We start from the raw sequence: 25005 nt of genomic DNA, 5'->3' as shown, positions 1-25005 counted from the left end.
GCTCCGTTACGCGCGGCTTTGCGCCACGCTCAAAATAAGGTCGGCAAGTCTTTCGGCGGCGTCCGGAACGCCGACGCGCTTGGCCGCCTCGGCCCGCTGTGCGAGCGCCTCGGGCGATTCCATGAGCTCAGCCAGGCGCGCCGTCAGAAAGGCGGGCGAAAAGTCCGCCTGCCTGACCGTCTCCGCCGCGCCGGCCTGTTCGATAAAGGCGGCGTTGGCCGCCTGATCGCCGTCGAGCGAGTGCGGCAGCGGCACGAACAGCGCCGGGCGGCCAATGACCGCAAGCTCCGAGACCGTCGAGGCGCCGGAGCGCGAGATGACGAAATGCGCCTGCGCGATGCGCAAGGGGAGATCCTTGAAGAAAGGCGCGATGTCGACAGCGACGCCGGCGCTCCGGTAGATCGCCTCGACGCGGGCGATGTCTTCCGCGCGGGTCTGCTGCACGAGACGAAGGCGCGATCGAATATTATCGGGCAACGCCGCAATCGCTTCGGGCACGATATCCGCCATCACGCGCGCGCCCTGCGAGCCGCCGGTGACGAGAAGACGAAACGCGCCGTCATCGAATGACGGATAGGGGATGTTCGCGGCGTCGAGCACCGCCGGGCGGACCGGGTTGCCGGTGACGACGATCTTGCCCTGCAGCGGCGCGGGCGCAGCGAGATTGGGCAGGCCGGCGGCGATCCTGTCGACATGGCCGGCGAGGAAGCGGTTGGCCTTCCCCATAATGGCGTTCGACTCATGCAAGACCGTTGGGATCTTGAGGAAGGCCGCGGCGAGCAGCGGCGGCACGGTCGGATAGCCGCCGAAGCCGATGACCGCCCTGGGCTTCAGCGATCGAAACACTTTCGCCGCCTGCGCCGTTCCATAGGCGAGGCGCGCCACCGCTTGCGCCTTGGCGATGAACGAGCCGCCGCGCGGCGTCGCGGACGGGATGCAATGCATCGCGCGGGCCGGAAAGCTCCCGCCATAGGCGAGCGCGCGCTCGTCGGTGACAAGCTCCACGGGAACGCCGCGCGCGGCAAGCGCATGGGCGAGCGCCTCGGCTGGAAAGAGATGGCCGCCGGTGCCGCCGGCGGCGAGAAGGATCGGGCTTTCCGTCATGTCACGCAGCTGCTGGAACAGGTTGGCCGCTGGCGGCGACCTCGGTCAGGACGCGGGTGCGCGGGCGCTTACGCGTGACGGCAAGCAGAAAACCCATGCCGAGCGACAGCGAAATGAGCGACGAGCCGCCATAGGAGACGAAGGGCAAAGTCATGCCCTTCGCCGGCATGAGGTGCACGTTCACCGCCATATTGATGCAGCTTTGCAGGCCGAACAGCATGACGAGCCCGGCGGTCGCGAAGCGGCAGAACGGGTCTTCGTTACGCGCCGCGAGGAAGAGGCCGCGCACCACGATGAAGGCGAAGACGAGCGCCAGCGCGATGCAGACGAGGACGCCGAACTCCTCGCCAATCACGGCGAAGATGAAGTCGGTGTGCGAGTCCGGCAGGATGCGCTTCACCGTGCCTTCGCCCGGCCCCTTGCCGAACCACGAGCCGGCGATGAAGCTTTCGAGCGCGGTCTCGGACTGGAAATTGGCCGGCACGCCCGCGACAGGCGGCGGCGGCTCCAGAAAGGCCTCGATGCGCGCATGCACATGCGGCACGAATTTATACGCGAGCAGCGCCGCAAGCAGCGCCACGCCGCCCAATCCGACGACCCAGATCACATGCAGGCCGGCCATGAAGAACAGCGCGCCCCAGACAATTGAAACGAGCATGGTCTGGCCGAAGTCCGGCTGCAGCACGAGCGGGCCGATCGTCAACGGAAAGAGCAGCAGCGCGATGAGATTGCCGGGCACGTCCTTGCGACGCGCGCCCTCCGAAAAGGCCCAGGCGACGACGACGACGAAGGCGGGCTTCAAGAACTCCGAGGGCTGAATGCCGAAGATCCAGCGTTTGGCGCCCTTCACCTCCTGCCCGAAGAACAGCGTGCCGACGACAAGCGCCAGTGAGACGATGAAGACGACGAGCGCCGCGCGGCGCACGAGCCGCGGCGAGAGGAACGACGCGCCGATCATGACGGCGAGCGCCGGCAAAAGATAGGCCACCTGCCGGTTGACGAAGTGGAAGGTCGGCAGATGCAGACGCTCCGCCACCGGCGGGCTGCCGGCCATCGCAAAGACGAGACCCGCGATGATGAGCAGGCCGATGCCCGCAAGCAGCCATCGGTCGATCGTCCACGCCCAGTCCGAGAATGCGGTTCGCTCGGCGCGCGAAATCATTTACGTTCCTCCTCTGGCGGAGAGTTTCGTCGGCAATCCCTGAACATGCTTGCGGAACGCGTCGCCGCGCGCCTCGAAATTGGGGAACTGGTCGTAGGACGCGCAAGCCGGCGACAGCAGCACGATCGGCTCGGCGGCGTCGCCCGCGAGCGCGTCGCAGGCGGCGCGGAAAGTTGCGACGTCGAGCGTCTCGCAATGCTCATAGGGAAGAGCCCCCTCGAGCGTGCGCGCGAAATCGTCGCTCGCGGCCCCGATGAGATACGCCTTGCGGATTCTCGAGAAATAGTCGCGCAGCGGTTCGATGCCGCCTTCCTTCGGCTTGCCGCCGATAATCCAATAGATGTCGGCGAAGCTCGCGAGCGCCTTCTCTGCGGCGTCGGCGTTGGTCGCCTTGGAATCGTTGACGAAGAGCGCGCGCTCGATGCGCCCGACCTCCTCCATGCGATGCGGAAGACCGGGGTAGCTTTGCAAGCCGCGCGCGATCTCCTCGTCTTCGAGGCCGCATTCCCAGCCGGCCGCGGCCGCGAAAGCCGCGTTCTGCGCATTATGCGCGCCGCGCAACGCCCGCGCGCCGGTCAACACGCCGAGAAGCTCGGCCTCCTCCGGCGGGTGACCCTGTTCGCGGAAATAGACCTCGCCTTTCTCGGCATAGAAACCCCAATCGAGCGCGCGGGCGCCGGAGACCGGGACGACGCGCTGACCCTCGCGCGCATTGGCGGCGAGGCGCGCGCCGATCGCATGGGTGTAAGCGTCGTCGACGCCGACGAGCGCGACTTCTGCGCCCGCGACGAGTCGCTCCTTTACGGCGGCGTAATTTTCCATCGTCCCGTGCCGGTCGATGTGATCGGGCGTCAGATTGATCAGAATGCCGATCGTCGGATTGAGCGAGGGCGTGAGATCGATCTGGAAGGACGAGCACTCGATGACGTGAATGCGCTCATCCGACGGCGGCTCCAGATCGAGGATCGGCACGCCGATGTTGCCGCCGAGCTGCACGTCTCGACCCGCTTCGCGCAAGATATGCGCGATCAACGCGGTCGTGGTGGATTTGCCATTGGTGCCGGTGATGGCGACGAAAGGCGAGCCGCCGGCGTGCGCCGCCCGCTCGCGGCAAAAAAGCTCGATGTCGCCGATGATCTCTACGCGGGCGGCGAGCGCGAGCGGCACGGTCCAATGCGGCTCCGGATGGGTCAAAGGGACGCCCGGCGTCAGGATGAGCGCGGAAAAGCGCGACCAGTCGCTCTGCGAGAGATCTTCGAGCGGCACGCCCTGCGCGACGGCTTTCAGCCGCCCGGCCTCGCCGTCGTCCCAGGCGCAAACTTGGGCGCCGCCGGCGATCAGCGCCTTGGCGGTGGAAAGCCCCGAGCCGCCGAGGCCGAACAGGGCGACAGTCTTGCCCTTGAAGGTCGTGACCGGCGTCATGCTCACCTCAGCTTCAGCGTGGCGAGGCCGATGAGGGCCAGCACGAATGCGATGATCCAGAAGCGGATGACGATCTGCGGCTCCTTCCAGCCCTTCTGTTCGAAGTGATGATGGATCGGCGCCATGAGGAAGATGCGCTTGCCAGTGGTCTTGTAATAGGCGACCTGGATGATGACCGAAGCGCCCTCGAGCACGAACAGGCCGCCGACGATCGCGAGCACGAATTCCTGCTTCACGGCCACCGCCACCGTGCCGAGCAGACCGCCGAGCGCGAGCGAGCCGGTGTCGCCCATGAAGATCTGCGCCGGCGGCGCGTTGTACCAGAGGAATCCGAGCCCCGCGCCGACAAAGGCCGCGCAGACGATCGTCAATTCGCCGACGCCCGCCACGTAATTGACGCCGAGATAGTTCGAGAAAATCGAATTGCCGACGAGATAGGCGAAGATCGCGAAAGTGCCGACCGCGATCATCGACGGCACGATCGCCAATCCGTCGAGACCGTCGGTAAGATTGACGCAATTGCCGGCGGCGACGATGACGAAGGCGCCGAAAACGAGGAAAAACATTCCCAACGAGCCGATGTAGCCCTTCACCATGGGAATGGCGAGCTTCGACATATTCTCGCCGCCGACCTTGGTGAGGAAATAGCAGGCGACGCCCGCGATAAGGAATTCGAGCGCGAGGCGCGCCTTCCCGGAAAAGCCGGCGTGCGACTGTTTGGTCACTTTCAGGTAATCGTCGTAGAAGCCGATCGCGCCGAAGGACACGGTGACGAAGAGAACGATCCAGACATAGGCGTTGCTGAGCTTCGCCCAGAGCAGCGTCGCGACGATGAGGCCGGAGAGGATCATGAGCCCGCCCATCGTCGGCGTGCCCTTCTTGGTCACGAGATGCGATTGCGGCCCATCGGTGCGGATCGGCTGTCCCTTCCCCTGCCGCACGCGCAGCGCCGCTATGGTCTCAGGCGCAAAGAAGAAGACGCAAAAAAGCGCGGTCGCCGCCGCCATGGCGGCGCGGAAGGTGATGTAGCGGAAGACGTTGAGCGGACTGAAATAGGGTGACAGTTCCGCAAGCAGCGTGAGCATAGATCTTACTTCCTCAGCTGGCCGTCTCGGCCGCGAATTTCTCTTTCAACGCCGCGACGATTCGCGAGATGCGCGACCCGTTGGAGCCTTTGACCATGACGACGTCGCCCGGCCGAATTGCGGCGACCGCCGCCTCCTCCAGTTCGAGCGGCGTGGCGCGATGGGCGCCGCGAAGCCGCTCCGGCGCCGCGTAATACAGCCGCGACATCAACGGGCCCGCCGTGAACAACAGATCGACCTTGGCGCGTTCAACATCTTCGGCGAGGCCGGCGTGCAGTTCGCCCGCCTGCGGGCCAAGCTCCAACATGTCGCCCAGCACGGCGATGCGGCGGCCGCCCGGGCTCGGCGTCGTCGAGCACAGCAGATCGAGCGCCGCGCGCATGGAGGTCGGATTGGCGTTATAGCTTTCATCGATGAGGGTGAAGACGCCGTCGCCCGTATCGAGCGTCTCGCGCTGTCCGCGGCCCGCCGTCGGCGTGAATTCCACGAAGGCCTCGGCGGCCTTTGCGACGTCGATGTCGAAGGCGACCGCAACGAGCAGAGCGGCGAGCGAATTCAGCGCCACATGCTTGCCAGGGGCGCCGATGCGATAGACGAGTCTGTTGCCGAGAATATCAGCGGTGATTTCATACGCGTCGCCGACGCTCCTGTAATCGAGGAGCCGCGCCTGCGCGCCTTCGGATTCGCCGAAATCGAAGATATGGCCGGCATAGGGAGACGCCGCCTCGGCGAGCCGCGCATAATGGTCGTCGTCGCGGTTGATGATGGCGACGCCGCCCTCGAGCCCAGTGAAAATTTCCGCCTTCGCGTCGGCGATGCCTTCGACGGAATCGAAGAATTCGAGATGGACGGGCGCGACGCGCGTAATCACGGCCACATGCGGGCGCACCTGGGCGACGAGGCCGGCGATTTCGCCCGCATGGTTCATGCCCAGTTCGAACACGCCGTAGCGCGTCGAGGCCGGCATGCGCGCAAGAGTCAGTGGCACGCCCCACTGATTATTATAGGAGGCGACAGAGGCATGGGCGCCGCCGAAACGCGACAGCATGAGGCGCGTCATGTCTTTTGTGGAGGTCTTTCCGACCGAGCCGGTGATGGCGGCGATGAAAGCGGCGGTGCGGTCGCGCGCGCGCATGCCGAGGAATTCGAGCGAGCGCTGCACGTCCTTCACGACGAAGAGCGGTCCGACGCCGGCGAGATCCAGCGCATGCGCTTCGTCGATGACGGCGGCGGCGGCGCCCTTCTCGAAGGCTGCGCGCACGAACTCATGGCCGTCGCGCGCCTCGCCGCGAATGGCGACGAATAGATCGCCCGGCTGCAGCGTGCGCGTGTCGATCGAGACGCCCGTCGCCTCGCGCGCCAGCGCGCCGCTGACGCGGGCCTGAAGGGCGCCGACCAGCGCGAGTCCCGACCAAAGGGGTTCCTGCCTCATGAACCATGCTCCTGCAGCGCCTTTACGACCGCCTCGTGATCTGAAAAGGGCAATATGCGATTGCCGACAATCTGGCCAGTCTCGTGGCCCTTGCCGGCGACGACAAGCGCGTCCCCGGCGCAAAGATCGGCGACGGCTCTGGAAATGGCCTCGCCCCGGTCGGCAATTTCGATGATCTTCGCCGGCCCTGCGCCGCGCGCGCCCGCGATGATTTCGGCGCGGATCGCCCCCGGCTCCTCGCTGCGCGGATTATCGTCCGTGACGATGGCGACATCGGCGCCGCGCGCGGCGATCTCGCCCATCAGCGGCCGCTTGCCCTTGTCGCGATCACCGCCGCAGCCGAAGACGACGATGAGCCGCCCGGGCGCCAGGGGACGCACTGTCGCGAGCACCTTTTCCAACGCGTCGGGCTTGTGGGCGTAATCGACGAAGACGGGCGCGCCATGGCGCGCGCCAATGAGTTCGAGACGACCCGGCGCGCCTTTGAGACCTCCGAGCGTCGCGAAGACACGGTCCGGCGCGTCGCCCGCGGCGATGGCGAGACCGGCGGCGACGAGCGCATTGGCGACCTGAAAGGCGCCCGCGAGCGGAAGCTCGACTTTATACGCCGTCCCTGCGTGGGCGAGCGTCAGGCCCGTCGCAAGCGCGCTCGGCCACGCCTCCTTCAAAACGATCGCCTCGCCCTTCCTGCCGACGCTGAAGATTTGCAATCCGCGCGCTTGGCAGACGGAGGCGACGCGCGCGGCGATATCGGCGTCGGCGTCGATGACCGCCGTCTGGTTCGGCTGCAGCAGCGTGTCGAAGAGACGCATCTTCGCCGCGAAATAGTCTTCCATGTCGCGGTGGTGATCGAGATGGTCGCGCGAGAAATTGGTGAAGCCCGCCACGGTCAGGCGCACCCCGTCGAGCCGCCGTTGATCGATGCCGAGCGACGAGGCCTCCATGGCGACATGCGTGACTCCGCGCCTGGCGAGTTCGTCGAGGATCTTATGGAGCTCCACGGGCCCCGGCGTGGTCAGCGCGCCGTAATGGGCGCCTTTCGAATCCACGACGCCCACTGTCCCGAGAGAGGCGGCCTCGTGGCCGAGCGTCGCCCAGATCTGACGCAGAAAGGCGACGACGGAAGTCTTGCCGCTGGTGCCGGTGACGGCGACGATTGTTTGCGGCTGGCGCGGATAGAAGCGCGCCGCCGCCTGTGCGAGCGCCGCGCGCACGTCGGCGACGACGAGGAGCGGCAGCGGGCAATCGGCTTCGCGCTGCGCAATAACAACGACGGCGCCGCGCGCCCTGGCGTCCTCTACATAAGAAAGACCATCCCCGGCGTGGCCGGGGATCGCGAAAAAGGCAAAGCTCTCGTCAACGGCGCGGCTGTCCGCCGTGAGGCCGGCGATCTCGAGCTCCGCAAGGGCGGGGTCGAGGTCGTCTCGGGCGAGGAGCTGATCGAGACGCATCAGTGGCCATGGCCTCCGGTCGCAGGGACATTGGCCATGCCATAGCCGAGTTTGGCCAGCAGCGGGAAGGGCAGATGCGGCGGCTCGAAGCGCGGCGTGAGCCCCAGGATCGGGCCGACGCGCTCGATAATCTGTCCCGTAACATGGCCCGAATTATAGGCGGCCGTCGCATAGCCGCCGGTCTCGGGCAGGCCCTGCGGCTCGTCCATGATGGTCAGGAACAGATATTTCGGCTTGTCGGCCGGCGAGACCGCCATGAAGGTCGTGAACAGGCGGTTCTTGGAATAATGGCCGCCGATCACCTTTTCCGCCGTGCCCGTCTTGCCGCCCACGTAATAGCCGTTGACGTCGACCCTCTTCGCGGTGCCAATCTCGGCGTTGAGCCGCATGAGATAGCGCATGGCTTCGCTCGTCTCGGGCTTGATAACCTGAACGGCGTCCTTCATCGCCTCTTCGGGCGTGCGCTTCAGAAAGGTCGGGGTGATGAGATAACCGCCGTTCATCAGGGCGCCGACGGCCATCATCGCCTGCAGCGGCGCGACGGCGAGTCCATGGCCGAAAGCGATCGTCATCGTATTCAGCTCGCCCCAGTTTCTGGGCACGATCGGCTCGGCGCTCTCCGGCAATTCGGTGCGCATGCGCGTGAGCTGCCCCATCTTGCGCAGAAAGGCCTTATGCTTCTCCACGCCCTGCCCCATCGCCATGCGCGCGGTGCCGACGTTGGAGGAATAGGTAAAAACCTCGGGCACCGTGAGCGCGCGGTTCTGCGCGTGATAATCGTGGATCTTGAAGCGCCCGAAGGACAGCGCGCCCCGCGCGTCGAGGCGCGAGTTCAGATTGACCTTGCCCGAGTCGAGCGCCATGGCGATGGTCAGCGCCTTGAATGTCGAGCCCATCTCGTAGACGCCGACATTCATGCGGTTGATGTGGATCGGATCGAGCGCCTCGGTCGGCTTATTGGGATCGTAATCCGGATAGGAGGCGAGCGCGACCAATTCGCCCGTATTGACGTCCATGATCGCGGCGGCGCCGGCCTTGGCCTTGAAATGCTCGACGCCCTTGACGACTTCGTCGCGGAGCGCATGCGTCGCCCGGATGTCGAGAGACAGGGTCACCGGCTGAAGGTCGTCCGGCGTCCCGCCGAAACCGAGATTGTGCAGATCGGCGAGGCCCTGCCCGTCGATATACTTCTCGATGCCGGCGATGCCCTGGTTGTCGACATTGGCGAAGCCCAGCACATGGGCCCCGATCGGACCGTTGGGATAGACGCGCTTGTTTTCGGCGATCAGGCCAACGCCCGGAAGCCCCAGATGGAACACCTCGTCGCGCTGGTGGGGCGAGACTTCGCGCTTCACCCAGACGAAGCCCTTTTTCGAGCCGAGACGTTCGCGCAGCTCCTTGGAATCCACATCGGGCAGGACGGCGGTGAGCAGCTCCGTCGCTTCGTCCTTGTCGACGAGTCGGCGCGGCTCGGCGAAGACCGACATGACCTTGACGTCGCTCGCCAGCACTTCGCCGTTGCGGTCGAGAATGTCCGGGCGCGAGGCTGCGACGGCCTCAGCGGCGGCGCGGCGGGTCGTCGCCGGCTCCGGCTTGAAGCCGAGATAGACGAGCTTGGCGCCGATGACGCCGTAAAGCGCCAAAAAGCCCAGCGCCGCGAGCCGCATGCGCGGCGCGCTCGAGTCGAGGCTCGTCGTAAAGACGCGTCGGATCATCGCCCGCCATTTCGACGGCTTTTCCGCCGCACGGGCCGAGGGCGTCTCCGGCTCCGGCATAGGCGAGGGCTCTGTCATGGCTTTTTCGGCTCCTGGCTCGAAGCGGATGGGCCGGCGCTCGGCGCCTTGGCGGCGGTGACTTTCGGCGTCGCGCTTTTTGCTCTCGCCGGTTCGGATTTCGGCGTCGTCGTCGGCGCGGCGGGAACCGCGGACGGCGTCGCCGAGGCGCTGAGGCCAATCTCGCTGAGCTTGGCTCCGATCGAGTCCGTGCGCGCCTTTTGCGGCAACGCTTGCGCCGGGACGAGCTGCGTCACCTGGAGCGGCTTCATCTCGGGCAGATACTGATCCGCCAGCGGCTGCAGCCGTTCGGGCCGGGTCATATAGGCCCAATCCGCCCGCAATACGGCGATCGCGTCGCGCTCCGCCTTGATTTCGATCTTGGTCTTGGCGATTTGCTCCGCGCGGTAGCTCGTCTGATATTTGATCGAATAGGCGTAAACCGCCGAGCCGACGAGCGCGGTGATCGCGAGGATGTTGAGGAGCCGCAGCATTCAGGCTTTTCCCTTGTCGCGCGCCGGGAGGCGGGCGAGCCGCATGAGTTGGTCGCTTAAGGGCAGCGGCGGCGCGGCGGTGCGCGTCGCATGGCGCAGCTTGGCGGAGCGGGCGCGCGGGTTGGCGGCGATCTCCTCGCGCGCGGGCGCTATCGGCTGGCGCCCTTCGCATATGAAGCTCGCGGGCGGCGGCGCGGCCTCGCCGGGAAGACGGCGGGAGCCGGTCTCGCCGCGTCCGCAACGCGCGGCGAGAAACTGCTTCACGATCCGGTCTTCGAGCGAGTGGAAGGTGACGACGGCGAGGCGCCCGCCTTCGATCAGAACCCGCTCGGCCGCGGCGAGGCCGTCGAGCAATTGGCCAAGCTCGTCGTTGACGGCGATGCGCAGCGCCTGAAAGCTTTTCGTCGCGGGATGAATGTCGCCGGGCCGGCCGGGCGCGACACGCGCAATCAGCTCGGCGAGCGGTTTGGTCGTAAGGAAGGGCGCGAGCTTGCGGTCATGTGCGATGGCGCGGGCGATGCGGCGCGCGGCGCGCTCCTCGCCGTAGAAATAGAAGATGTCGGCGAGAGTCTCTTCGTCGGCCTCATTGACGAGGTCGGCCGCGCTCGAGCCTGTCCCTTCCATGCGCATGTCGAGCGGCCCGTCGCCGCGAAACGAGAAGCCGCGTTCAGCCTCGTCGAACTGCATCGAGGAGACGCCGATGTCGAAGACGACGCCGTCGAGCGGCGAGAACCCTTGCGCGGCGGCGACCCTCTCGAGCTCCGAGAAACGCGCCTCGACGAGCGTCAAGCGACCGCCCGAGGCTTGGACGAGATCGGCGCCGGCGGCGATCGCGGTCGGATCGCGATCGAGCGCCAGCACTTTCGTGTCGTCCGCGGCGAGAATGGCGCGCGTGTACCCGCCGGCGCCGAAGGTCGCGTCCAGATAGCGGCCGCCCGCACGCGGGCGCAGCGCCGCAACCGCCTCAGCGAGCAAGACCGGAACATGCCGGACCACGCCGCTCTGCGCCGGGTCGAGATCCGCGCTGTTGTCGCCGCCCATCGCCCTCATCCTCGCATTCGCCGTCGCCGCCCGCCCGAGGCGCCGCGCCGCGGCCGGGCTATCCTCGGCCCGTCTGGCGGTGGGGGTGCGTCGCGGCGAAATCGTCTGGCGGGCCATGTTTGTTCTAAGCAAAGGGCTCAAGCGGCGGCGCGCCGCAGCGCCTGCCTGAGACGCCGAAAGCCATTAAGCTTTGTTAGTCTTAAGGGAGGGTTTACGCAGGAGCGCCGCGCGCGTCGAACCCAAGACAAAAAAGCAAAAGCCAGCCGGCCTGTAAGCCGGGTTCTGTATGGCGCGCGCCCGGTTTCCCGAGAACGCGCGTGACGGCCATTCCTCTGGGACGGTCGTCGCCGACCGCCTCGAGCAACCAACCCGGACGACATCCCGGAGACGGGTTGAAAACCTCGAAAGAGGCTTTCGGTCGTCCCTATTCGGTTTTGCTCCCGGCGGGGCTTGCCATGCCCTGAGCGTTGCCGTTCAGGCGGTGCGCTCTTACCGCACCCTTTCACCCTTACCGGGCGCGAGGCCCGGCGGTTTGCTTTCTGTGGCGCTTTCCCTGGGGTCGCCCCCGCCGGACGTTATCCGGCGCCGTGTCTCCGTGGAGCCCGGACTTTCCTCTGCATGACGCAGCGGCCGTCCGGCCGACTGGCTTTGATCAGGGATAGGGAGCCCGGCGCGGAAGGTCAAGGCGGCGCACGCTCTCTCCTGTCCGGAAGTTGATGTCGCGCGAAGCGCGATGACCGGGTAATGTGACGCGTTCGCTTTTTCAACGGAGACCTTTCGGATGACCGGACCATTGCGCATCTTCGCAGGCGTCATGCTCGCCGCCCTGCTCCTGGCTGACGCCGCGGCTTACGCGGTTCCGCTGGCGGCGCCCCCGGCGACGGGTCCGGCGGCGACCTTGGCGCGCGGCGGGTTTTATGGCGGCGTCGGCCGTCCGGTCGCAGGCTACCGTGGCGGCTATTATCGGCCGGGCGGCTATTACCGTGGCGGCTACTATGCCGGCTGGCGACGCCCCGCCTATGGTTGGGCCCCTGGCGGCGCGATCGCCGCGGGCGCGGCGATCGGCGTGCTGAGCGCCGCCGCGGCGGCGTCCTATGCGACCTCCGCCGCGCCGGCGGACGGTCTATGCTGGTTTTACACGGACGCAACCTACAGCGCCGGCTTCTGGGATGCCTGCCCCTAGCTCTGCATGAAGCGCGGCAGACGGAGCGGGCCCGCCCCTTTCCATGTCAGCCGCGTCGATTCCCGCAGGCGATCGGAAGCCATTGCGCCGCCGGCAAGGCCCAGGGTGAAGGCGAGATAGGCGAGCAGCATGCCGCCGGTCGAGAACAAGAGCTCCCAACCGGGGGTAAACCGCTTGGGCGTCGCGCCGTAATCAACGACGGCTGCGACCCCCGCCATCGCCGCGGAGTCGCGCAGCAGCGTCGGAAGCGAGCGCGGCGGATTGAACGCGAGCCAGGCCTCGAAGGGGGCGGCCCAGAAGATTGCCGAACCGAGATGCGTGAGAAACCCCACGAGCGTATGCCGACCCGTCGGCAGCTCGACATTGGCCGCCGCATCGCCGTTGAGCCAGTGACTCGTGGCGTTGATCGGCTGCAAGGCCCCCTTCCCCTGCATTTTTGCAAGCGCCATGAGCGCGGCGGATGAGACAAGCGCGGCGACGACCCCCGTCACCACGGCCGACTGGCCGATCCTCGGCACATTGCTGTCTTTTGCTTTGTTCATCTGAACCTCCGGGGCGCCTTCTGTGGCAGATGCAACCGCGCGCGGCGGGCTTCGTTCCGCCGCTTCCGGCGCGTCCCGTTATGCTTTAAGCCCGCCTCATGAGCGTGGCGGAGGATCAATCGACAGGCGCCCGGGTGGTCGATGTGCTGGCGCCCGTCGCCGTTGACGCGCCCTATTCCTATCTGGCTCCGCCCGCCCTCGCGCTTGCGCCTGGCGACAGCGTCAAAATCCCCCTGGGCGCCCGCGAAGCCTATGGCGTCGTCTGGTCTGTGGCCGAGACGCCCGCGCCAGCGCATGCAAATCTCAAGACTGTCGCGGCCCGGCTCGACCGGCCGCCGCTGCCGCAGAGGCTGCGCGACTTCATCGACTGGCTGGCGCGCTACACGCTGACGCCGCGCGGCATGGCGCTGCGGCTCGCAACGCGCGCGGCGGAAGAGGCCGCGCCAGAGGCGCTGCGAACGCTCTACCGCGCAACCGGCCAGGCCCCCGAACGTCTTACCCCGACCCGCGCGCGCGTGCTGGCGGCGGCCGAGGGCGGCATGGCGTTTTCGAAGAAGGCCCTCGCGGAAGCCGCCGGCTGCGGCCCGACCGTGATTGACGCGCTCGTCGACGACGGCGCGCTTGTCGCAATGACGGCGCCGCCGGACCCCGTGGCGGGGGCGCTCGATCCGGCCTATTCCCCGCCCAGTCTCGAACCCGCCCAGTTCGACGCCGCAAAAGCGCTGGTCTCCGCCGTGCGGGCGAAGGCCTACGCGCCCTTCCTGCTCGAGGGCGTCACCGGCTCGGGAAAGACCGAGGTCTATTTCGAGGCCATCGCCGCGGCGCTTGAAGACGGCGGGCAGGCGCTGGTGATGATGCCGGAGATCGCTCTCACCGCGCAATTTCTCGAACGCTTCGCCGCGCGCTTCGGCGAAAAGCCAGCCGAATGGCATTCGGGCGTGAGCGCAAGAAAACGCGCCCGTATCTGGCGCGCGGCCGCGACGGGCGAACTCAGCGTCGTCGCGGGCGCGCGCTCCGCCCTGTTTCTACCCTTCTGCAATCTGCGGCTCATCGTCGTCGATGAGGAACATGAAGCGGCTTATAAGCAGGACGATGGCGTCTGCTACCACGCCCGCGACATGGCCGTCGTGCGCGCGCGTTTCGAGCACGCCGCCATCGTGCTTGCTTCGGCGACACCTTCCATCGAGACGCGCGTCAACGCAGAAAGCGGACGCTATCGCCATCTGCGCCTGCACGCCCGCGCCGGCGCGCGTCCCATGCCGCTGCTCGAGCCGATCGACATGCGGCGCGAAGGGCCGTCGCGGGGCCGCTGGATTGCGCCGCGGCTTGCATCCGCGGTTGCCGAAACGATTGCGCGCGGCGAGCAGACGTTGCTCTTTCTCAATCGCCGCGGCTATGCGCCGCTCACGCTCTGCCGCGACTGCGGGCATCGCTTCCGTTGCCGGCAATGCGACGCCTGGCTCGTCGAGCATCGGTTCCGCCGCGCGCTCGTCTGCCACCATTGCGGCCATGTCGAAAGACGGCCGGACACATGCCCCGAGTGTCACGCGACGGACTCGCTCGCCGCCTGCGGTCCCGGCGTCGAGCGTCTCGCCGAAGAAGCCGCGACGCTTTTTCCCGACGCGCGCGTTCTGGTTCTTTCGTCGGATTTTCCAGGCGGGGCGGAGCGGCTGCGGCGTGAACTCGATGACATCGCCAAGGGCGCCTTCGACATCGTCATCGGGACGCAGCTTGTCGCCAAAGGCCATAATTTTCCGCAGCTCACCCTCGTCGGCGTCGTGGACGCGGATCTGGGTCTGGGCAGCGGCGATCCGCGCGCCGCCGAGCGGACTTTCCAGTTGCTCAATCAGGTGACAGGGCGCGCCGGGCGCGGCGACAAGCCGGGGCGCGCGCTGATTCAGACGTTCCAGCCCGAGCATCCGGTCATCGCCGCCTTGCTCTCGGGCGACGCTGAAAAGTTCTACGCGCAGGAAATCGCCCTACGCCGCCGCGCGGGCCTGCCGCCCTACGGGCGCCTCGCCGCGCTCATCGTTTCCGCAAAGGACGCTGCGACGGCCGAAGCGCACGCCCGCGCGCTGGCGCGCGCCGCCCATGATTTGCCGCCAGCGCCGCGTTATCGCGTCGCCGCGCCGGGCAGCCTGCCGGAGGCGGAGGACATCCTGCTGCTCGGCCCCGCGGAAGCGCCGATTGCGCTCATTCGCGGGCGGTTTCGTTACCGACTGCTGGTCAAGGCGCCGCGTAGCGCCGACGTACAGAGCTTCCTGCGCGATCTGATCGACGCGGCGCCGAAGCCGCGCGGCGGCGTGCGCGTGCAGATCGACGTCGACCCCCAGACGTTCCTGTAGCTCATAATAACTTCAGCTTAACAATAAGATTAACTACAAACCGTCGGATGAGCGCCGGCAAGCGTCAACCACAGCAACCGCAGCTTGATCGGAGTCGTTCGGATATGTTACCGAAGTCTTAATTTATTGTGTGAGGGCTCCGAGCCGTGCGTATTTTCCGGTTTTCCAAGAGCGTCGGCCTTGTCGCCGCCTTCACCCTCCTCCTCGCCAGCGCGCCTGCAAGCGCGGATTTTCTCGACGACCTCTTCGGCGGCGGCGAAAGCGCCGCGCCGCCCCCGGCTCCTGTGCGCGCGAGGCCCCAGCGGAAAGCGCGCGAGGGCTTCTCCATCCGTTCCCTCGACGAGCGCAAGTCTGCGCGCGTCGCGAAGGATAAGAAGGACGAGGACGAAGACGCCGGGCATGGGCCCTATGTTGCGGGATCGCGCCCTGTCAGGGCCGCGCTTTGCGCCTCGCCCGGCGCCGCGAAAGTCGACAACGCGACCGCCTATCTGCGGGACGAAACGCTGCGCGCCGGCGACAGCGTCGTGACCGACGGCGCGATCGTCGTCTTCAAGGGGAACCGCGGATGTCCGCATGGCGCATCCGACTTCGTCTCCGTCGCACGCGCCGATCTGCCCAAAGTAAAACGCAACGCTTTGGCTGCTCTGGAACAGAGCATGCGGTCGCCACAGCGCAGTTTCAGCATCGAGGACGACCAGCCGAAGGTCGCGGGCCACGATCTGCACTGACGCGAAGCGGCGTTCTCCTTCAGTTTACTCGCCTCGTAACGTGCAGTCCTGCGCCGCCTTGCCCTCGGCTTCCGCCTCGGCCGTCTGCCCCTTTCTCTCCTTCTCCTTCGTCTTGCGCAGGGTCGCCTTGTTCTTCGCCGGGCTTTCCTGTTTCGTAGCGCCTGCCTCGTGCAGAGCGATGGCAATCGCCTGCCGCGAGTTCTTGACCTTCGCGCCGGAGCCGGCCGTTTTGAGCTCGCCATGCTTATACTCGTGCATGACGCGGTGGATGGTTTCCTTCTGATCTTTGCTTTCTCTTGGCATGACGAGCGCCTCCAGACCGTGGTGGTCCAGAAATGGCGCGCCGCGGCGCCATGTGAAGCGGCCGGCCGAAGGCGTTGAATCCAGCGGCCGGCGTCGCGCCATGACAAAAATATCCGTCGCTGCGACGCTTCGCTCGACGCGGCCGCGCTCTACCATCACATTCGACGCCTCCGCTTCAAGGAGCGCACCGCCATGGCTGACCCGCGACATCTGGACCGCCTAGAACCGGGAGTCCGCCGCGACCTCGCGGGAAAACTCGACTATGCCCGCTACCTGCAGCTCGACCAGCTCCTGAGCGCGCAGCAACCGCTTTCCTCTCCCCCACACCACGACGAAATGCTGTTTATCATTCAGCATCAGGTCGCCGAGCTGTGGTTCAAGCTCATGCTGCACGAATTGCGCGCCGCCCGCGCGCATATTCGCCACGACGACATCGAGCCCTGCGAGAAGATCCTTTCCCGCGTGAAGGCGACGCAAAAGCAGTTATTCGAACAGTGGTCGGTGCTCGAAACCCTCACCCCCAGCGAATATGTGCAGTTCAGACATTTGCTGGGACCGGCCTCGGGTCTCCAGTCGCGCCAGTTTCGCCTGGTCGAATTCATACTAGGCAATAAGCAGGGCGATATTCTGCAACTCTACGCGCACGACGAAACGTCGCTTATCGAGCTCCGCGCGGAGCTCGAGTCTCCCAGCCTCTATGACGAATTTCTATGTTATCTCCACAGATCGGGGCACGAGGTGCCGAGCGCCAGCATCGCGCGCGATTGGACCAAGCCTCATGAACGAAGCGACGACCTCGTCAAGGTTTTCCAGCGCATCTACGCCGAACCGAGCGCCTATTGGAAAGAATACGCCCTGTGCGAGAAGCTCGTCGACATCGACGAGCATCACCAGCTCTGGCGCTTCCGCCATATGAAGACCGTCGAGCGGATCATCGGCTACAAGCCGGGCACCGGCGGCTCGTCCGGCGTCGCATTCTTGAAAAAAATCGTGGATCTGACTTTCTTTCCCGAGCTTCTCGACGTCAGAACCGCAATCGGAGCGCCGCCATGAAGCCGATCGAGGCGGCCGTCCGCGCACTCGGAGACCGAACATTCGAGGAGCAGGATCTCCGCCGTCATATCGATCCTTTGTTCTCCCGGGTCTTGCACGGAAGGCCGTCTATTTATCTCGCTAACCATTCGCTCGGGCGTCCGCTCGACCGAACGGAAGACGACGTCGAGGAGGGCCTTGGTCTCTGGTACGCCGATCTGGACGCCGCCTGGAATGGATGGGAGGCGGAAATGCTTCGTTTCCGGTCGCGCGTCGCGGACTTGATTCATGCGGCGGGCGCCCACTGCATCGTTCCCAAGACGAGCGCGGGCCAGGGATTGCGCGCTGTCTTGAACCGCCGTGACAAACCCCTGCGGGTGATCGCGTCACGCAGCGAATTCGCTTCGATCGACGTAATTCTCAAAGCCTACCGGGCCCACGGGCGCCTCGCCGTTCATTGGGTCAGCCCGAGCGAAGGACGCCTCTACCGCGCCGAGGATTTCTTGGACGCCTTGCAAAGCGAAGCTGATCTGCTCGTCCTGTCCCTGGTGTTTTTCGACACCGGACAGCTTCTCGATAATGTCGAAACGATTATCGACGCCGCAAGAGAGCGGCGCGTCGAAGTCCTTCTCGACCTCTATCACGCCGCTGGGGCCCTGCCCGTCGACGTCGCCGGTCTTGGCGTCGACTACGCCATCGGCGGCTCGTATAAATATCTGCGGGGCGGACCTGGCGCCGCATGGCTCTATGTCCATCCACGCCGCCTCGACGAAGCGCCGAGGACGCTCGATACGGGGTGGTTCGCATCGGCGACGGCGTCAAGCTTCGAGCGGACTGACACGGTGCGATTCGCACAAGGCGCAAACGGCTGGCTCGAATCGACGCCTGCAATCCTGCCCTTTTATCAGGCGCGGGCGGGGCTGGAATTTACGCTCGCGATGGGAGTCGCGCGCCTGCGCGCCTATTCATTAGCGCAGCAGAAGCTCTTTAACGCTGAACTCAATGACCGCGGCGTCGCCTGCTTTGCGCCACAAAGCCCGCGAGGCGCCTTTGTCGCAGTTCCCCATAATGATGCAACGGCCGCAATCGAACGTCTTGCCGCCGAGGGCGTGGTCGCCGACGCTCGGGAAGGCTTGCTGCGTTTCTGCCCCGACATATTGACGTCGTCACACGAACTCTGCGAGGCGGCGCAACGTATTGCGCGTGTGGTGCGACGTTGAGGAAAGGCGGCGCAGACGATGAAATCAAGTAACATTGCTCTGGGCGAGCGGCGCTGACGCTGACGCCTGTCCCGGTAAAAGAAGGGAGTCGCACGATGAAAACCCAGCCGCAGATCGATTTTCAAGGCATGGATCCCTCCGAGAGCTTCCGGCAGCAAATCGTCAGCCATATCGAGCGGCTCGAAGACCGCTATGGGCGAATGACCTCCTGCCGCGTGGTGGTCAAGGCGCCAGGCGGCCATCATCGGACCGGCGGCCTTTATGAAATAAACATCTACCTCAGCCTGCCTGACGAACGCGAGGTCGCCGTCGAGCGCACGCCGCATCAAGACGAACGCTTTCAGCGCTTCGAATTCGCTCTCGGCGACGCCTTCGACCGGGCAGTGCGCCAACTGCAAGATCAAGTCGCACGCATGCGCGGAAAGGTGAAGCAACACGACGAACCGCTGACGGGCGTGGTCAGACGGCTGATGCGCGAAGAAGGTTACGGATTTCTGGAAAGCGCGGACGGCCGAGAAATTTATTTCCATCGCAACAGCGTCCAGGAGCCTGGCTTCGACCATCTTGAGCCTGGCGTTCGCGTGGGATTCAAGGAGGAAGAGGGAGATGAAGGCCCGCAAGCAAGCCGCGTGTCTCCCCTAGGCGAGCACAGTCCAGAGTAGCTTGACGGCGGGGGCGCCGATCGGGGCGCCTCTCATTATCCTTGTGCGCGCGTTAATACGCTGTCATCCCGCCATCGACTGTCAGCACAGTCCCCGTGATGAACGACGCGTCATCTGATAGAAGAAAAACTGCCGCCTTCGAAATCTCTCCGGCTTCTGCGTATCGCCCCAGCGGATATTTCGCCAAGCGGCGGGCCTGGGCCTCTGGCGTGAGATCGCTCCCGAGCAGCGCCGCTCCCATGCGCGTCGAACCAATCGTGCCCGGCGCAATCGCATTCACACGGATGCCTGATCGAGCGTAATCGATCGCCATCTGGCGGCTGAGAGCGATAATCGCCCCTTTCGAAGCGCAATAGGCCGCCATGTTGGGAACGCCCACCAAACCAGCGATGGACGCGATATTGACAATGGCGCCTCGCCCGCGCGCCTGCATCGAGGGAAGGATCGCCCTGCAGGCATAGAACACACCGTCCAGATTGACGTCCATCACGCGGCGCCATAGTCCGTCATCCGTGTCATGGACGGCCCCGAGAACGGCGACGCCGGCATTATTGACAAGCCCCTCTATAGGACCGAGCGCATCCTCGATTTGCTTCTTAGCGTCCGAAAGCTCCCCACACTTTGAAACGTCCGCGCCGACGCCGAGGGACCGGCCTCCCGCCGCCCGAAGCGCTTGCGCTTCTCGCTCCGCACATGCGCCATCTATGTCAACGATGGCGACCGTGGCGCCCTCGCGCATGAGATCACGCGCAATAGCGAGCCCAAGCCCCGACGCGCCGCCTGTAACCATTACGACTCTGTCGGACAATCCTTTCGTCACGCGCTGCCTTTCGCGAATTCTCTTAAGCTAGATTCGTTAGGTTCGGCTGGCCTGCCCTGAGCCGCGCGAGCTGGATGAAATAAGTGGGATTGAGAAACAGCTCGTCCATTTCTGCAAGCTGGTCGATCGTGAGCCCGCTGCGAACGAGCGCATTCAAATACTGAAAACCATCCTTGGCCCCATAACCCACATGGTGCGCCCCGAGGACGCGTCTGCTGTCGCCATCCAGAATAAGCTTCTGAAAGCCTGACATATGCGGCCGCGCCATTGCGTATAGCATGGTTCGATCGCTTGCCGGCAAGCCGATGTTCAGACCGTCGGGGTTGTCCGGCGGCAGCTTCATAACCACGACGTTCTTGAATTTCTCGCGCGCATCTTCCTCTCCGAGGCCAAGCCAGCTCACCTCGTAATGGGTATGTAAAAAGTCGGGCCAGTCGCGCGGCCGGTAACTGACCTTCTCGCCCATGACCGCGCGCGCCGCATAGGCTCCGCTCTTGCGCGCCTTGAACATCTCCATGGGCGAGCCGATGAGATCGCCCGCAGCAAAAACGCCCGGCGCAGACGTTTGCAGAGCCTCGTCGACAATCACAGCGCCCTTCGCGTCGATCTCGACCCCTAAAGCCTCGACCGCCATTCGTGAGCGCGGTCGCTCGCCGAGCGCATGAAAGACAAAATCCGTCTCGATCTCGATCGGTCCATCCGGCGTCGCGGCGACCACTCGGGCGACACGACGCGCGCTGTCGCCCACAATCTCGACGACATCGGCGCCTTCAATGATCTCGATCCCCTGCTGCAGCATACGCTCGAGGGCGTAGGCGCGCGTCTCCCGATCGGGGATCATATCGAGCGGCCTATTGCGCACCAGCATGATGACGCGGCGGCCCGTCGCATTGAAGAAACAGCCATATTCAACCGCAGTCTTGCCGCCGCCGATCACGACGACGGTTGCGCCTGGTTCGCGATCGAGCGTCTCAACGAGGGTCGCATAATTATGTACGCCGACGAGTTCGCTTCCCGGCGCCTCGAGGGGCGCCGCCTCGGCCCCGAGCGTCAAAACGAGATGTCTGGCTCGAAAGATCTCGCCGCCCGCCTCGACCGTATGTCGATCGAGGATGCGCGCAGGCGCATTGAGGAGGAATTCGATATCGAGCTGCTCCTTGCTTTGATAATTCATCACTGCGTGCGGGCCCGTGCGACCCTTGCGGAACAGGTCGACGACCTCCTTGATCGAGGTCAGCTTTTCGCGCAAATCCGGAAACCACAATTCCCCGGAAAAGCTGCGCGCCAACATCAGCTCAGCTGCGCAGTCTGAAAACACATGATGAGGCACGCAAGCACTATGCGGGCACGCACCCCCGAGAAACGGCCAGCAGTCAATGACGAGCTGGCGCCCGCCCATTGCACGCAAATAGGCGGAGCCAAATCGCCCCGCAGCGCCTCCCCCAATGAAAATCGCATCGAGCGGGCGGGGATCTTCGTCCTTTATGTTTCTGATCGGGCCAACCGCTTGAGGACAGGCAAGCGCGCGTTCGATTTTTTCCTTCCACTGAGCAACCGACAGGGCGTCCGCACGATTCCGCCCTGGCTCAGCCATGAGACCCTCCATCCTCAGAGACCAAGCCGAACGCGGCTGAGCAGCAAGACCAGTTCCGCCTGGCGCGCGCATCCGGTCTTCTCCAAAACCACGCGGAGCTGAGAGCGGACCGTATTGAGAGACACGTTTCCAATAGCGGCCAGCTCATCCAGCGTGGCTCCGGCGGCCAAACCATGCGCGACGCGCGCCTCCTTCGGCGTGAGACGGAAGAGCGTTATGAGCAGCTCGACCGGCGGCGTCCTCGCCTCCTGGAGCGGAGAAAACAGCACGAGCGCGACGCCGGCCGCGAACACGTCCCGGGCCATGCCCGTGACGGGAACGACATTCACAACCATGAGGCCATTCGCCTCCGAGCGGGCCGGAAACGCGCACGCAGCGCCAGGATTGGTCGACGTGACATCCGCAAGCGCCTTTCTCAGCAAGGCGTCGGCTGTCTTGTCTTTCAATCCCAACTGGTCCTTCGCGCGCAGCTGCACGAAGTCCGACAGAGCTTCGGCGAGATGGTTTACTGCGAGCGCGCGACGCTGGCGATCGACGACCGCCGCAGGCAAACCGATGACAGCAAGCGTCTCGCTCGCGACACGCGCCCGCTCCCACTGCAGACGACTCGCGACGAGCGCGCTACGCGCCAAATGGGGATGAAGTTCATTCAGGCGCCGCAAGGTCGACGGCTCGACCGGGCCGCGCGCATAATCGCGCTCGAGCCCAAGCGTCACATTCGCGCCCGAGGCCACGGGCAGGAGCGTCGCCGCGCCCCAGCCATATCCCCGCGGTCGGAGAAAATCGCGATAGATGGGGTCTGCGTCGAGTTCGTCTTGAGAAAACAGCTCCCTTTCTCCAACAAATCCATTTTGCCGCGCGGCGCGAATTCGCGCCCGTCTGCGTCCGCGGCCGACCCAGCCTCCCGCGACATATTCAGCAACGAGTTCCTTTAGGCCTTCAGACGCCATCCAGCGCAGGCCCTCGGAATTTGGATAATAAAGCGCGCCTCCTCTGGCGCCGGCGACATCCGAAAGGCTGTCGAGAACTTTCGTCCATAGCGCCGGCTCAAAAGCGCTCTCGTAAATGAGAGCCAGCAAGTCCTCATCCATAAAGCCTCGTTGAGGGTTACCTCAGAAGCCGCATCCGATCCTAATATGTCCTTCCGCCAAACGTCAAAGGGTCGCGTCCTTGATTGAAGCTGGAACGCTGGCCTTAGCAATTAGAAAGGCAGCCAGATGCAATCCTTTTCTCTTGATCGCTACAATTGCTTCGAGTTCCAACATGGCGGCTGGACGCGCGCCGTCTTCAAGCGCGGCGCAGGCCCTGCGGTCATCGTCATCCATGAACTGCCCGGTCTTCATCCGCTCGTCGTCCGTTTCGGCGATCGCCTCGTCGACACCGGGTTTACATGTTATCTGCCAAGCCTGTTCGGCCACCCCGGACGGCCCGTTTCGTCTGCATATGCGCTTTCTTCCTTCGCCTCGACGCTGTGCTTGCGGCGGGAATTCTCTTTTTGGGCCGCGGATCGCTCGAGCCCGATCGTCGATTGGCTGCGCGCGCTGGCTCGTAAGGCGCATGAGGATTGCGGGGGAAACGGAGTCGGCGCAATCGGCATGTGTCTGACGGGGAACTTCGCCCTCGCCATGACGACCGAACCCAGTGTTGTGGCGCCTGTTCTCGCCGAGCCCTCGCTGCCGCTTCCGCTCGGCGCCGCGCGCCGCGCGGCCCTTGGAGCTTCGCCCGAAGAAATTGCTTGCGTCAAAAAGAGGCTCGCTAATGAGGACCTCTCCATTCTCGGCCTGCGCTTTAAGGATGACCCTTACGTTCCGCAAGAAAGATTCGACGCGCTTCGTCGAACCTTCGGCGATCGCTTCGAAGCGATTGAACTCGACCCGCAAAGCGCAAACCAAGATGCGCCAAAGCCCGCCCACTCCGTTCTCACAATCCATCTGCGCGACGACGATCCCCGCGGCGAGACGCGAATGGCCGAGGCTCGGGTCATTGAATTTTTCAAAGAACGCCTAGGTCAAAGCGCGGTCTAGGCACGAAAGACCGCCGTTCGCTTCACCCATTTGGATGATGATGGTCATGGGTCTAAGCAACTAATCTCAGATAGTGGCGCATCGCCAACGCATTGCCACGCAAACGCTTGCCAGGTTGTGTGGAACTCGGGGAAGATTCAGGACGTTCATCATAGATATTACGTGTCACAGGGGGGCCGGTCAGCTCAAGCGCAAAAAAGAAATTGAAAGGGGAGAGCATGAAGATCGCCGGGAAAGACATTCTCATACCAACCAGCATGGTCGGCAACTACCCGAACCCGCGCTGGTGGGACGCCTCTTTTGCGCGCTATTTCGCGGGAGATCGCGAGCCGCCGGATTCCTTGAGCCGCGAAGCTCTCGAAGACGCCATTGGCTCCATTGCGCTCGATCAGGAACGCGCCGGCCTGGATATCGTCTCAGACGGACGTATCCACGGCGACAACTATGCTGACACGGCGGTCTACCATTATTTCAGGCGACTGGGCTACGACCTGCGCGGCGGCCATCTCGGCTTCCCGATCTACAGCCGTCTGCATACGGGAACGATCGAGCATGAGATCAAGCGCCGCGGCGCGATCATGGTCGAACAGGCGCGGGCGCTGAAACGCGCGACAACCAAGCCAACCAAGGTGCAATACACGGGCGTCCAGGTTTTGGCGCAATGCACGAACGATCTCCATTACAAGAGTTCTCGTGACCGCGCGCTCGCCATTGCGAAGGCGATAAACGAAGATATCCGCGAAGTCGACGCGCTTGGCGTGGATTTCATACAGCTCGATGAGTTCACTTGGCCTTATTTCTTTGAGGACTGGGCGATCGAGGCCTTCAATACGGCCGTCGACGGCGTCAAGAACGCGCGCATCGTGGTGCATGTCTGCTGGGGAAATTGGGGCGGGACGCCAGCCTATTATCCCGACGAGACCGGCAAGCCTGGCGAAATCTATGATCTGGCCAAGCGCAAGACAGACGCCAGGGCCCCGGCCGCGACGCGCTCGATCGTGCCGAAGGCCTATGAAGCGCGCTTCGACGTCCTCAATCTCGAGAACTGCGGCCGCCGGGTCGACGACATGTCCGGCCTCGACGCATTCAAAGAGTTTCCCTTGCCCGACAATGTGGATTTCTGGGCGGGCGTCATCGACGTGAAAAGCACCATCACCGAGACGGCGGCGCAGGTGGCCGACCGGATCAACGCGCTCCTCAAAGTCATACCCGCCGACCGGCTCGGCGTTACGACAGACTGCGGCCTCATCCTCTTGCAACGCTATATTGCGCAGGACAAGCTTCACGCTTTAGTGGAGGGCGTCAAGCTTGTGCGCGAGCAGGCAGGACGCGCCGTCGCCGCGGAGTAGCCAAGATTTGGCGCGTCGCCAGGCGACGCGCCTCTCACGCGGGAACGCCGGCATGCCTGTCTATACGATCGCTTGCCCCGATTGCGGAAACGTCTCCCCGACCTTGGTTCTGGCGGGATGCCAAATGCCGAGCGAATGGGTTTGCGGCGCCTGCGGCGGAAGACGCGCGCAACTTGACGCCTCCAAGCTTGTCCAGGCGCATCCGTGGGAAGAGGGACATGGCGCGAACTGCCTCTGCTG

At 64.8% G+C, this 25005-nt stretch carries 22 protein-coding genes and 1 other RNA gene; 8 read left to right on the top strand and 15 right to left on the bottom strand.

Translation table 11 applies throughout. The features are described 5' to 3' along the window. Positions 1–6 precede the first annotated feature (6 nt). The 10 genes from murG to rnpB form a co-directional block, all read right to left on the bottom strand. A complete protein-coding gene (murG, locus tag ACETII_RS13820; protein ID WP_472785888.1) occupies positions 7–1104 on the bottom strand; it encodes an undecaprenyldiphospho-muramoylpentapeptide beta-N-acetylglucosaminyltransferase in 1098 nt (365 codons plus the stop codon). 1 nt (position 1105) lies between these two features. Continuing rightward, positions 1106–2266: an FtsW/RodA/SpoVE family cell cycle protein gene (locus ACETII_RS13815; RefSeq protein WP_363346724.1), complete on the bottom strand. Its 1161-nt coding sequence runs from the start codon at positions 2264–2266 to the stop codon at positions 1106–1108. Continuing rightward, positions 2267–3688: a UDP-N-acetylmuramoyl-L-alanine--D-glutamate ligase gene (gene murD, locus ACETII_RS13810; RefSeq protein WP_472788169.1), complete on the bottom strand. Its 1422-nt coding sequence runs from the start codon at positions 3686–3688 to the stop codon at positions 2267–2269. It abuts the gene before it with no gap. Positions 3689–3690: 2 nt separating this feature from the next. Continuing rightward, positions 3691–4773 carry a phospho-N-acetylmuramoyl-pentapeptide-transferase gene (gene mraY / locus ACETII_RS13805; protein WP_363346722.1) on the bottom strand — a complete coding sequence of 361 codons (1083 nt, stop codon included), beginning with the start codon at positions 4771–4773 and terminating at the stop codon, positions 3691–3693. 13 nt (positions 4774–4786) lie between these two features. Continuing rightward, positions 4787–6205: a UDP-N-acetylmuramoylalanyl-D-glutamyl-2,6-diaminopimelate--D-alanyl-D-alanine ligase gene (locus ACETII_RS13800; protein WP_472785887.1), complete on the bottom strand. Its 1419-nt coding sequence runs from the start codon at positions 6203–6205 to the stop codon at positions 4787–4789. Beyond that, positions 6202–7656 (bottom strand): UDP-N-acetylmuramoyl-L-alanyl-D-glutamate--2,6-diaminopimelate ligase, encoded by a 1455-nt coding sequence (locus tag ACETII_RS13795; protein ID WP_472785886.1) that lies wholly within the window; start codon positions 7654–7656, stop codon positions 6202–6204. Before ACETII_RS13795 ends, ACETII_RS13800 begins: the two co-directional genes overlap by 4 nt. Then, positions 7656–9449, bottom strand: a complete 1794-nt coding sequence (locus ACETII_RS13790; RefSeq protein ID WP_472785885.1) for a peptidoglycan D,D-transpeptidase FtsI family protein — start codon at positions 9447–9449, stop codon at positions 7656–7658. Before ACETII_RS13790 ends, ACETII_RS13795 begins: the two co-directional genes overlap by 1 nt. Continuing rightward, a complete protein-coding gene (gene ftsL / locus ACETII_RS13785; protein WP_472785884.1) occupies positions 9446–9922 on the bottom strand; it encodes a cell division protein FtsL in 477 nt (158 codons plus the stop codon). Before ftsL ends, ACETII_RS13790 begins: the two co-directional genes overlap by 4 nt. Continuing rightward, positions 9923–10963: a 16S rRNA (cytosine(1402)-N(4))-methyltransferase RsmH gene (rsmH, locus tag ACETII_RS13780; protein ID WP_472785883.1), complete on the bottom strand. Its 1041-nt coding sequence runs from the start codon at positions 10961–10963 to the stop codon at positions 9923–9925. Between the two features lie 255 nt (positions 10964–11218). Further along, positions 11219–11609: RNase P RNA component class A (gene rnpB / locus ACETII_RS13775), an RNA gene on the bottom strand. A 135-nt stretch (positions 11610–11744) separates the two neighbouring features. On the opposite strand from rnpB, the gene ACETII_RS13770 reads away from it, so the two are divergent. Further along, positions 11745–12146 (top strand): hypothetical protein, encoded by a 402-nt coding sequence (locus ACETII_RS13770; RefSeq protein WP_363346713.1) that lies wholly within the window; start codon positions 11745–11747, stop codon positions 12144–12146. On the opposite strand, the gene ACETII_RS13765 is transcribed toward ACETII_RS13770, so the two are convergent. Further along, complete coding sequence (locus tag ACETII_RS13765) at positions 12143–12688, bottom strand: hypothetical protein (RefSeq protein WP_472785882.1); 546 nt, start codon at positions 12686–12688, stop codon at positions 12143–12145. The genes ACETII_RS13770 and ACETII_RS13765 overlap by 4 nt on opposite strands. Before the next feature lie 98 nt (positions 12689–12786). On the opposite strand from ACETII_RS13765, the gene ACETII_RS13760 reads away from it, so the two are divergent. Together ACETII_RS13760 and ACETII_RS13755 are read left to right on the top strand one after the other, a co-directional pair. Next, positions 12787–15033: a primosomal protein N' gene (locus ACETII_RS13760; RefSeq protein WP_472785881.1), complete on the top strand. Its 2247-nt coding sequence runs from the start codon at positions 12787–12789 to the stop codon at positions 15031–15033. A 146-nt stretch (positions 15034–15179) separates the two neighbouring features. After that, on the top strand, positions 15180–15761 hold the full coding sequence (locus ACETII_RS13755; protein WP_472785880.1) for a hypothetical protein: 582 nt from the start codon (positions 15180–15182) through the stop codon (positions 15759–15761). Between the two features lie 24 nt (positions 15762–15785). On the opposite strand, the gene ACETII_RS13750 is transcribed toward ACETII_RS13755, so the two are convergent. After that, a complete protein-coding gene (locus ACETII_RS13750) occupies positions 15786–16274 on the bottom strand; it encodes a DUF6496 domain-containing protein (RefSeq protein WP_472785879.1) in 489 nt (162 codons plus the stop codon). Here ACETII_RS13750 and ACETII_RS13745 point away from each other — a divergent pair. The 3 genes from ACETII_RS13745 (at position 16257) to ACETII_RS13735 (ending at position 18978) form a co-directional block, all read left to right on the top strand. Continuing rightward, positions 16257–17117 carry a tryptophan 2,3-dioxygenase gene (locus ACETII_RS13745; protein WP_472785878.1) on the top strand — a complete coding sequence of 287 codons (861 nt, stop codon included), beginning with the start codon at positions 16257–16259 and terminating at the stop codon, positions 17115–17117. The two genes, ACETII_RS13750 and ACETII_RS13745, sit on opposite strands and share 18 nt — an antisense overlap. Continuing rightward, entirely contained in the window at positions 17114–18316 is a 1203-nt protein-coding gene (locus ACETII_RS13740) for an aminotransferase class V-fold PLP-dependent enzyme (protein ID WP_472785877.1), read from the top strand. The genes ACETII_RS13745 and ACETII_RS13740 overlap by 4 nt, the downstream gene beginning before the upstream one ends. Positions 18317–18411: 95 nt before the next feature. Next, the gene (locus ACETII_RS13735) at positions 18412–18978 is read left to right on the top strand and encodes a cold shock domain-containing protein (protein WP_472785876.1); all 567 of its coding nucleotides are present in this window, start codon (positions 18412–18414) and stop codon (positions 18976–18978) included. Positions 18979–19030: 52 nt separating this feature from the next. Here the strand turns inward: ACETII_RS13735 and ACETII_RS13730 are convergent, their stop codons facing one another. The 3 genes from ACETII_RS13730 to ACETII_RS13720 are packed head-to-tail and all read right to left on the bottom strand — an operon-like array spanning position 19031 to position 22483. Then, positions 19031–19798, bottom strand: coding sequence for an SDR family NAD(P)-dependent oxidoreductase (locus tag ACETII_RS13730; RefSeq protein WP_363346699.1), 768 nt, complete (start codon positions 19796–19798; stop codon positions 19031–19033). Positions 19799–19820: 22 nt separating this feature from the next. Beyond that, positions 19821–21392: an FAD-dependent oxidoreductase gene (locus ACETII_RS13725; RefSeq protein WP_472785875.1), complete on the bottom strand. Its 1572-nt coding sequence runs from the start codon at positions 21390–21392 to the stop codon at positions 19821–19823. Between the two features lie 14 nt (positions 21393–21406). Beyond that, positions 21407–22483, bottom strand: coding sequence for a helix-turn-helix transcriptional regulator (locus ACETII_RS13720; protein ID WP_363346695.1), 1077 nt, complete (start codon positions 22481–22483; stop codon positions 21407–21409). A gap of 126 nt (positions 22484–22609) precedes the next feature. Between ACETII_RS13720 and ACETII_RS13715 the strand changes: the two genes are divergently transcribed. Together ACETII_RS13715 and ACETII_RS13710 are read left to right on the top strand one after the other, a co-directional pair. Next, complete coding sequence (locus tag ACETII_RS13715; RefSeq protein ID WP_472785874.1) at positions 22610–23416, top strand: dienelactone hydrolase family protein; 807 nt, start codon at positions 22610–22612, stop codon at positions 23414–23416. Positions 23417–23634: 218 nt separating this feature from the next. Further along, on the top strand, positions 23635–24765 hold the full coding sequence (locus ACETII_RS13710; protein ID WP_363346691.1) for a cobalamin-independent methionine synthase II family protein: 1131 nt from the start codon (positions 23635–23637) through the stop codon (positions 24763–24765). Positions 24766–25005: the final 240 nt, after the last annotated feature.

The sequence above is a fragment of the Methylocystis sp. NC52PC genome, assembly GCF_055698645.1.
The sequence above is the reverse complement of the archived record's forward strand: the minus strand, read 5'-3'. Positions and strand labels throughout refer to the sequence as shown.

What these genes read in the sequence shown, in the direction of transcription:
- ACETII_RS13745 (WP_472785878.1), top strand. Translation starts at nt 16,257, where the DNA reads ATGGCTGACCCGCGACATCTGGACCGCCTAGAACCGGGAGTCCGCCGC.
- ACETII_RS13800 (WP_472785887.1), bottom strand. Translation starts at nt 6,205, where the DNA reads ATGAGGCAGGAACCCCTTTGGTCGGGACTCGCGCTGGTCGGCGCCCTT.
- ACETII_RS13815 (WP_363346724.1), bottom strand. Translation starts at nt 2,266, where the DNA reads ATGATTTCGCGCGCCGAGCGAACCGCATTCTCGGACTGGGCGTGGACG.
- murD (WP_472788169.1), bottom strand. Translation starts at nt 3,688, where the DNA reads ATGACGCCGGTCACGACCTTCAAGGGCAAGACTGTCGCCCTGTTCGGC.
- ACETII_RS13715 (WP_472785874.1), top strand. Translation starts at nt 22,610, where the DNA reads ATGCAATCCTTTTCTCTTGATCGCTACAATTGCTTCGAGTTCCAACAT.
- ACETII_RS13740 (WP_472785877.1), top strand. Translation starts at nt 17,114, where the DNA reads ATGAAGCCGATCGAGGCGGCCGTCCGCGCACTCGGAGACCGAACATTC.
- ACETII_RS13760 (WP_472785881.1), top strand. Translation starts at nt 12,787, where the DNA reads ATGAGCGTGGCGGAGGATCAATCGACAGGCGCCCGGGTGGTCGATGTG.
- ftsL (WP_472785884.1), bottom strand. Translation starts at nt 9,922, where the DNA reads ATGCTGCGGCTCCTCAACATCCTCGCGATCACCGCGCTCGTCGGCTCG.
- ACETII_RS13795 (WP_472785886.1), bottom strand. Translation starts at nt 7,656, where the DNA reads ATGCGTCTCGATCAGCTCCTCGCCCGAGACGACCTCGACCCCGCCCTT.
- murG (WP_472785888.1), bottom strand. Translation starts at nt 1,104, where the DNA reads ATGACGGAAAGCCCGATCCTTCTCGCCGCCGGCGGCACCGGCGGCCAT.
- ACETII_RS13750 (WP_472785879.1), bottom strand. Translation starts at nt 16,274, where the DNA reads ATGTCGCGGGTCAGCCATGGCGGTGCGCTCCTTGAAGCGGAGGCGTCG.
- ACETII_RS13790 (WP_472785885.1), bottom strand. Translation starts at nt 9,449, where the DNA reads ATGACAGAGCCCTCGCCTATGCCGGAGCCGGAGACGCCCTCGGCCCGT.
- ACETII_RS13720 (WP_363346695.1), bottom strand. Translation starts at nt 22,483, where the DNA reads ATGGATGAGGACTTGCTGGCTCTCATTTACGAGAGCGCTTTTGAGCCG.
- rsmH (WP_472785883.1), bottom strand. Translation starts at nt 10,963, where the DNA reads ATGGGCGGCGACAACAGCGCGGATCTCGACCCGGCGCAGAGCGGCGTG.
- ACETII_RS13765 (WP_472785882.1), bottom strand. Translation starts at nt 12,688, where the DNA reads ATGAACAAAGCAAAAGACAGCAATGTGCCGAGGATCGGCCAGTCGGCC.
- ACETII_RS13770 (WP_363346713.1), top strand. Translation starts at nt 11,745, where the DNA reads ATGACCGGACCATTGCGCATCTTCGCAGGCGTCATGCTCGCCGCCCTG.
- ACETII_RS13725 (WP_472785875.1), bottom strand. Translation starts at nt 21,392, where the DNA reads ATGGCTGAGCCAGGGCGGAATCGTGCGGACGCCCTGTCGGTTGCTCAG.
- ACETII_RS13735 (WP_472785876.1), top strand. Translation starts at nt 18,412, where the DNA reads ATGAAAACCCAGCCGCAGATCGATTTTCAAGGCATGGATCCCTCCGAG.
- ACETII_RS13710 (WP_363346691.1), top strand. Translation starts at nt 23,635, where the DNA reads ATGAAGATCGCCGGGAAAGACATTCTCATACCAACCAGCATGGTCGGC.
- mraY (WP_363346722.1), bottom strand. Translation starts at nt 4,773, where the DNA reads ATGCTCACGCTGCTTGCGGAACTGTCACCCTATTTCAGTCCGCTCAAC.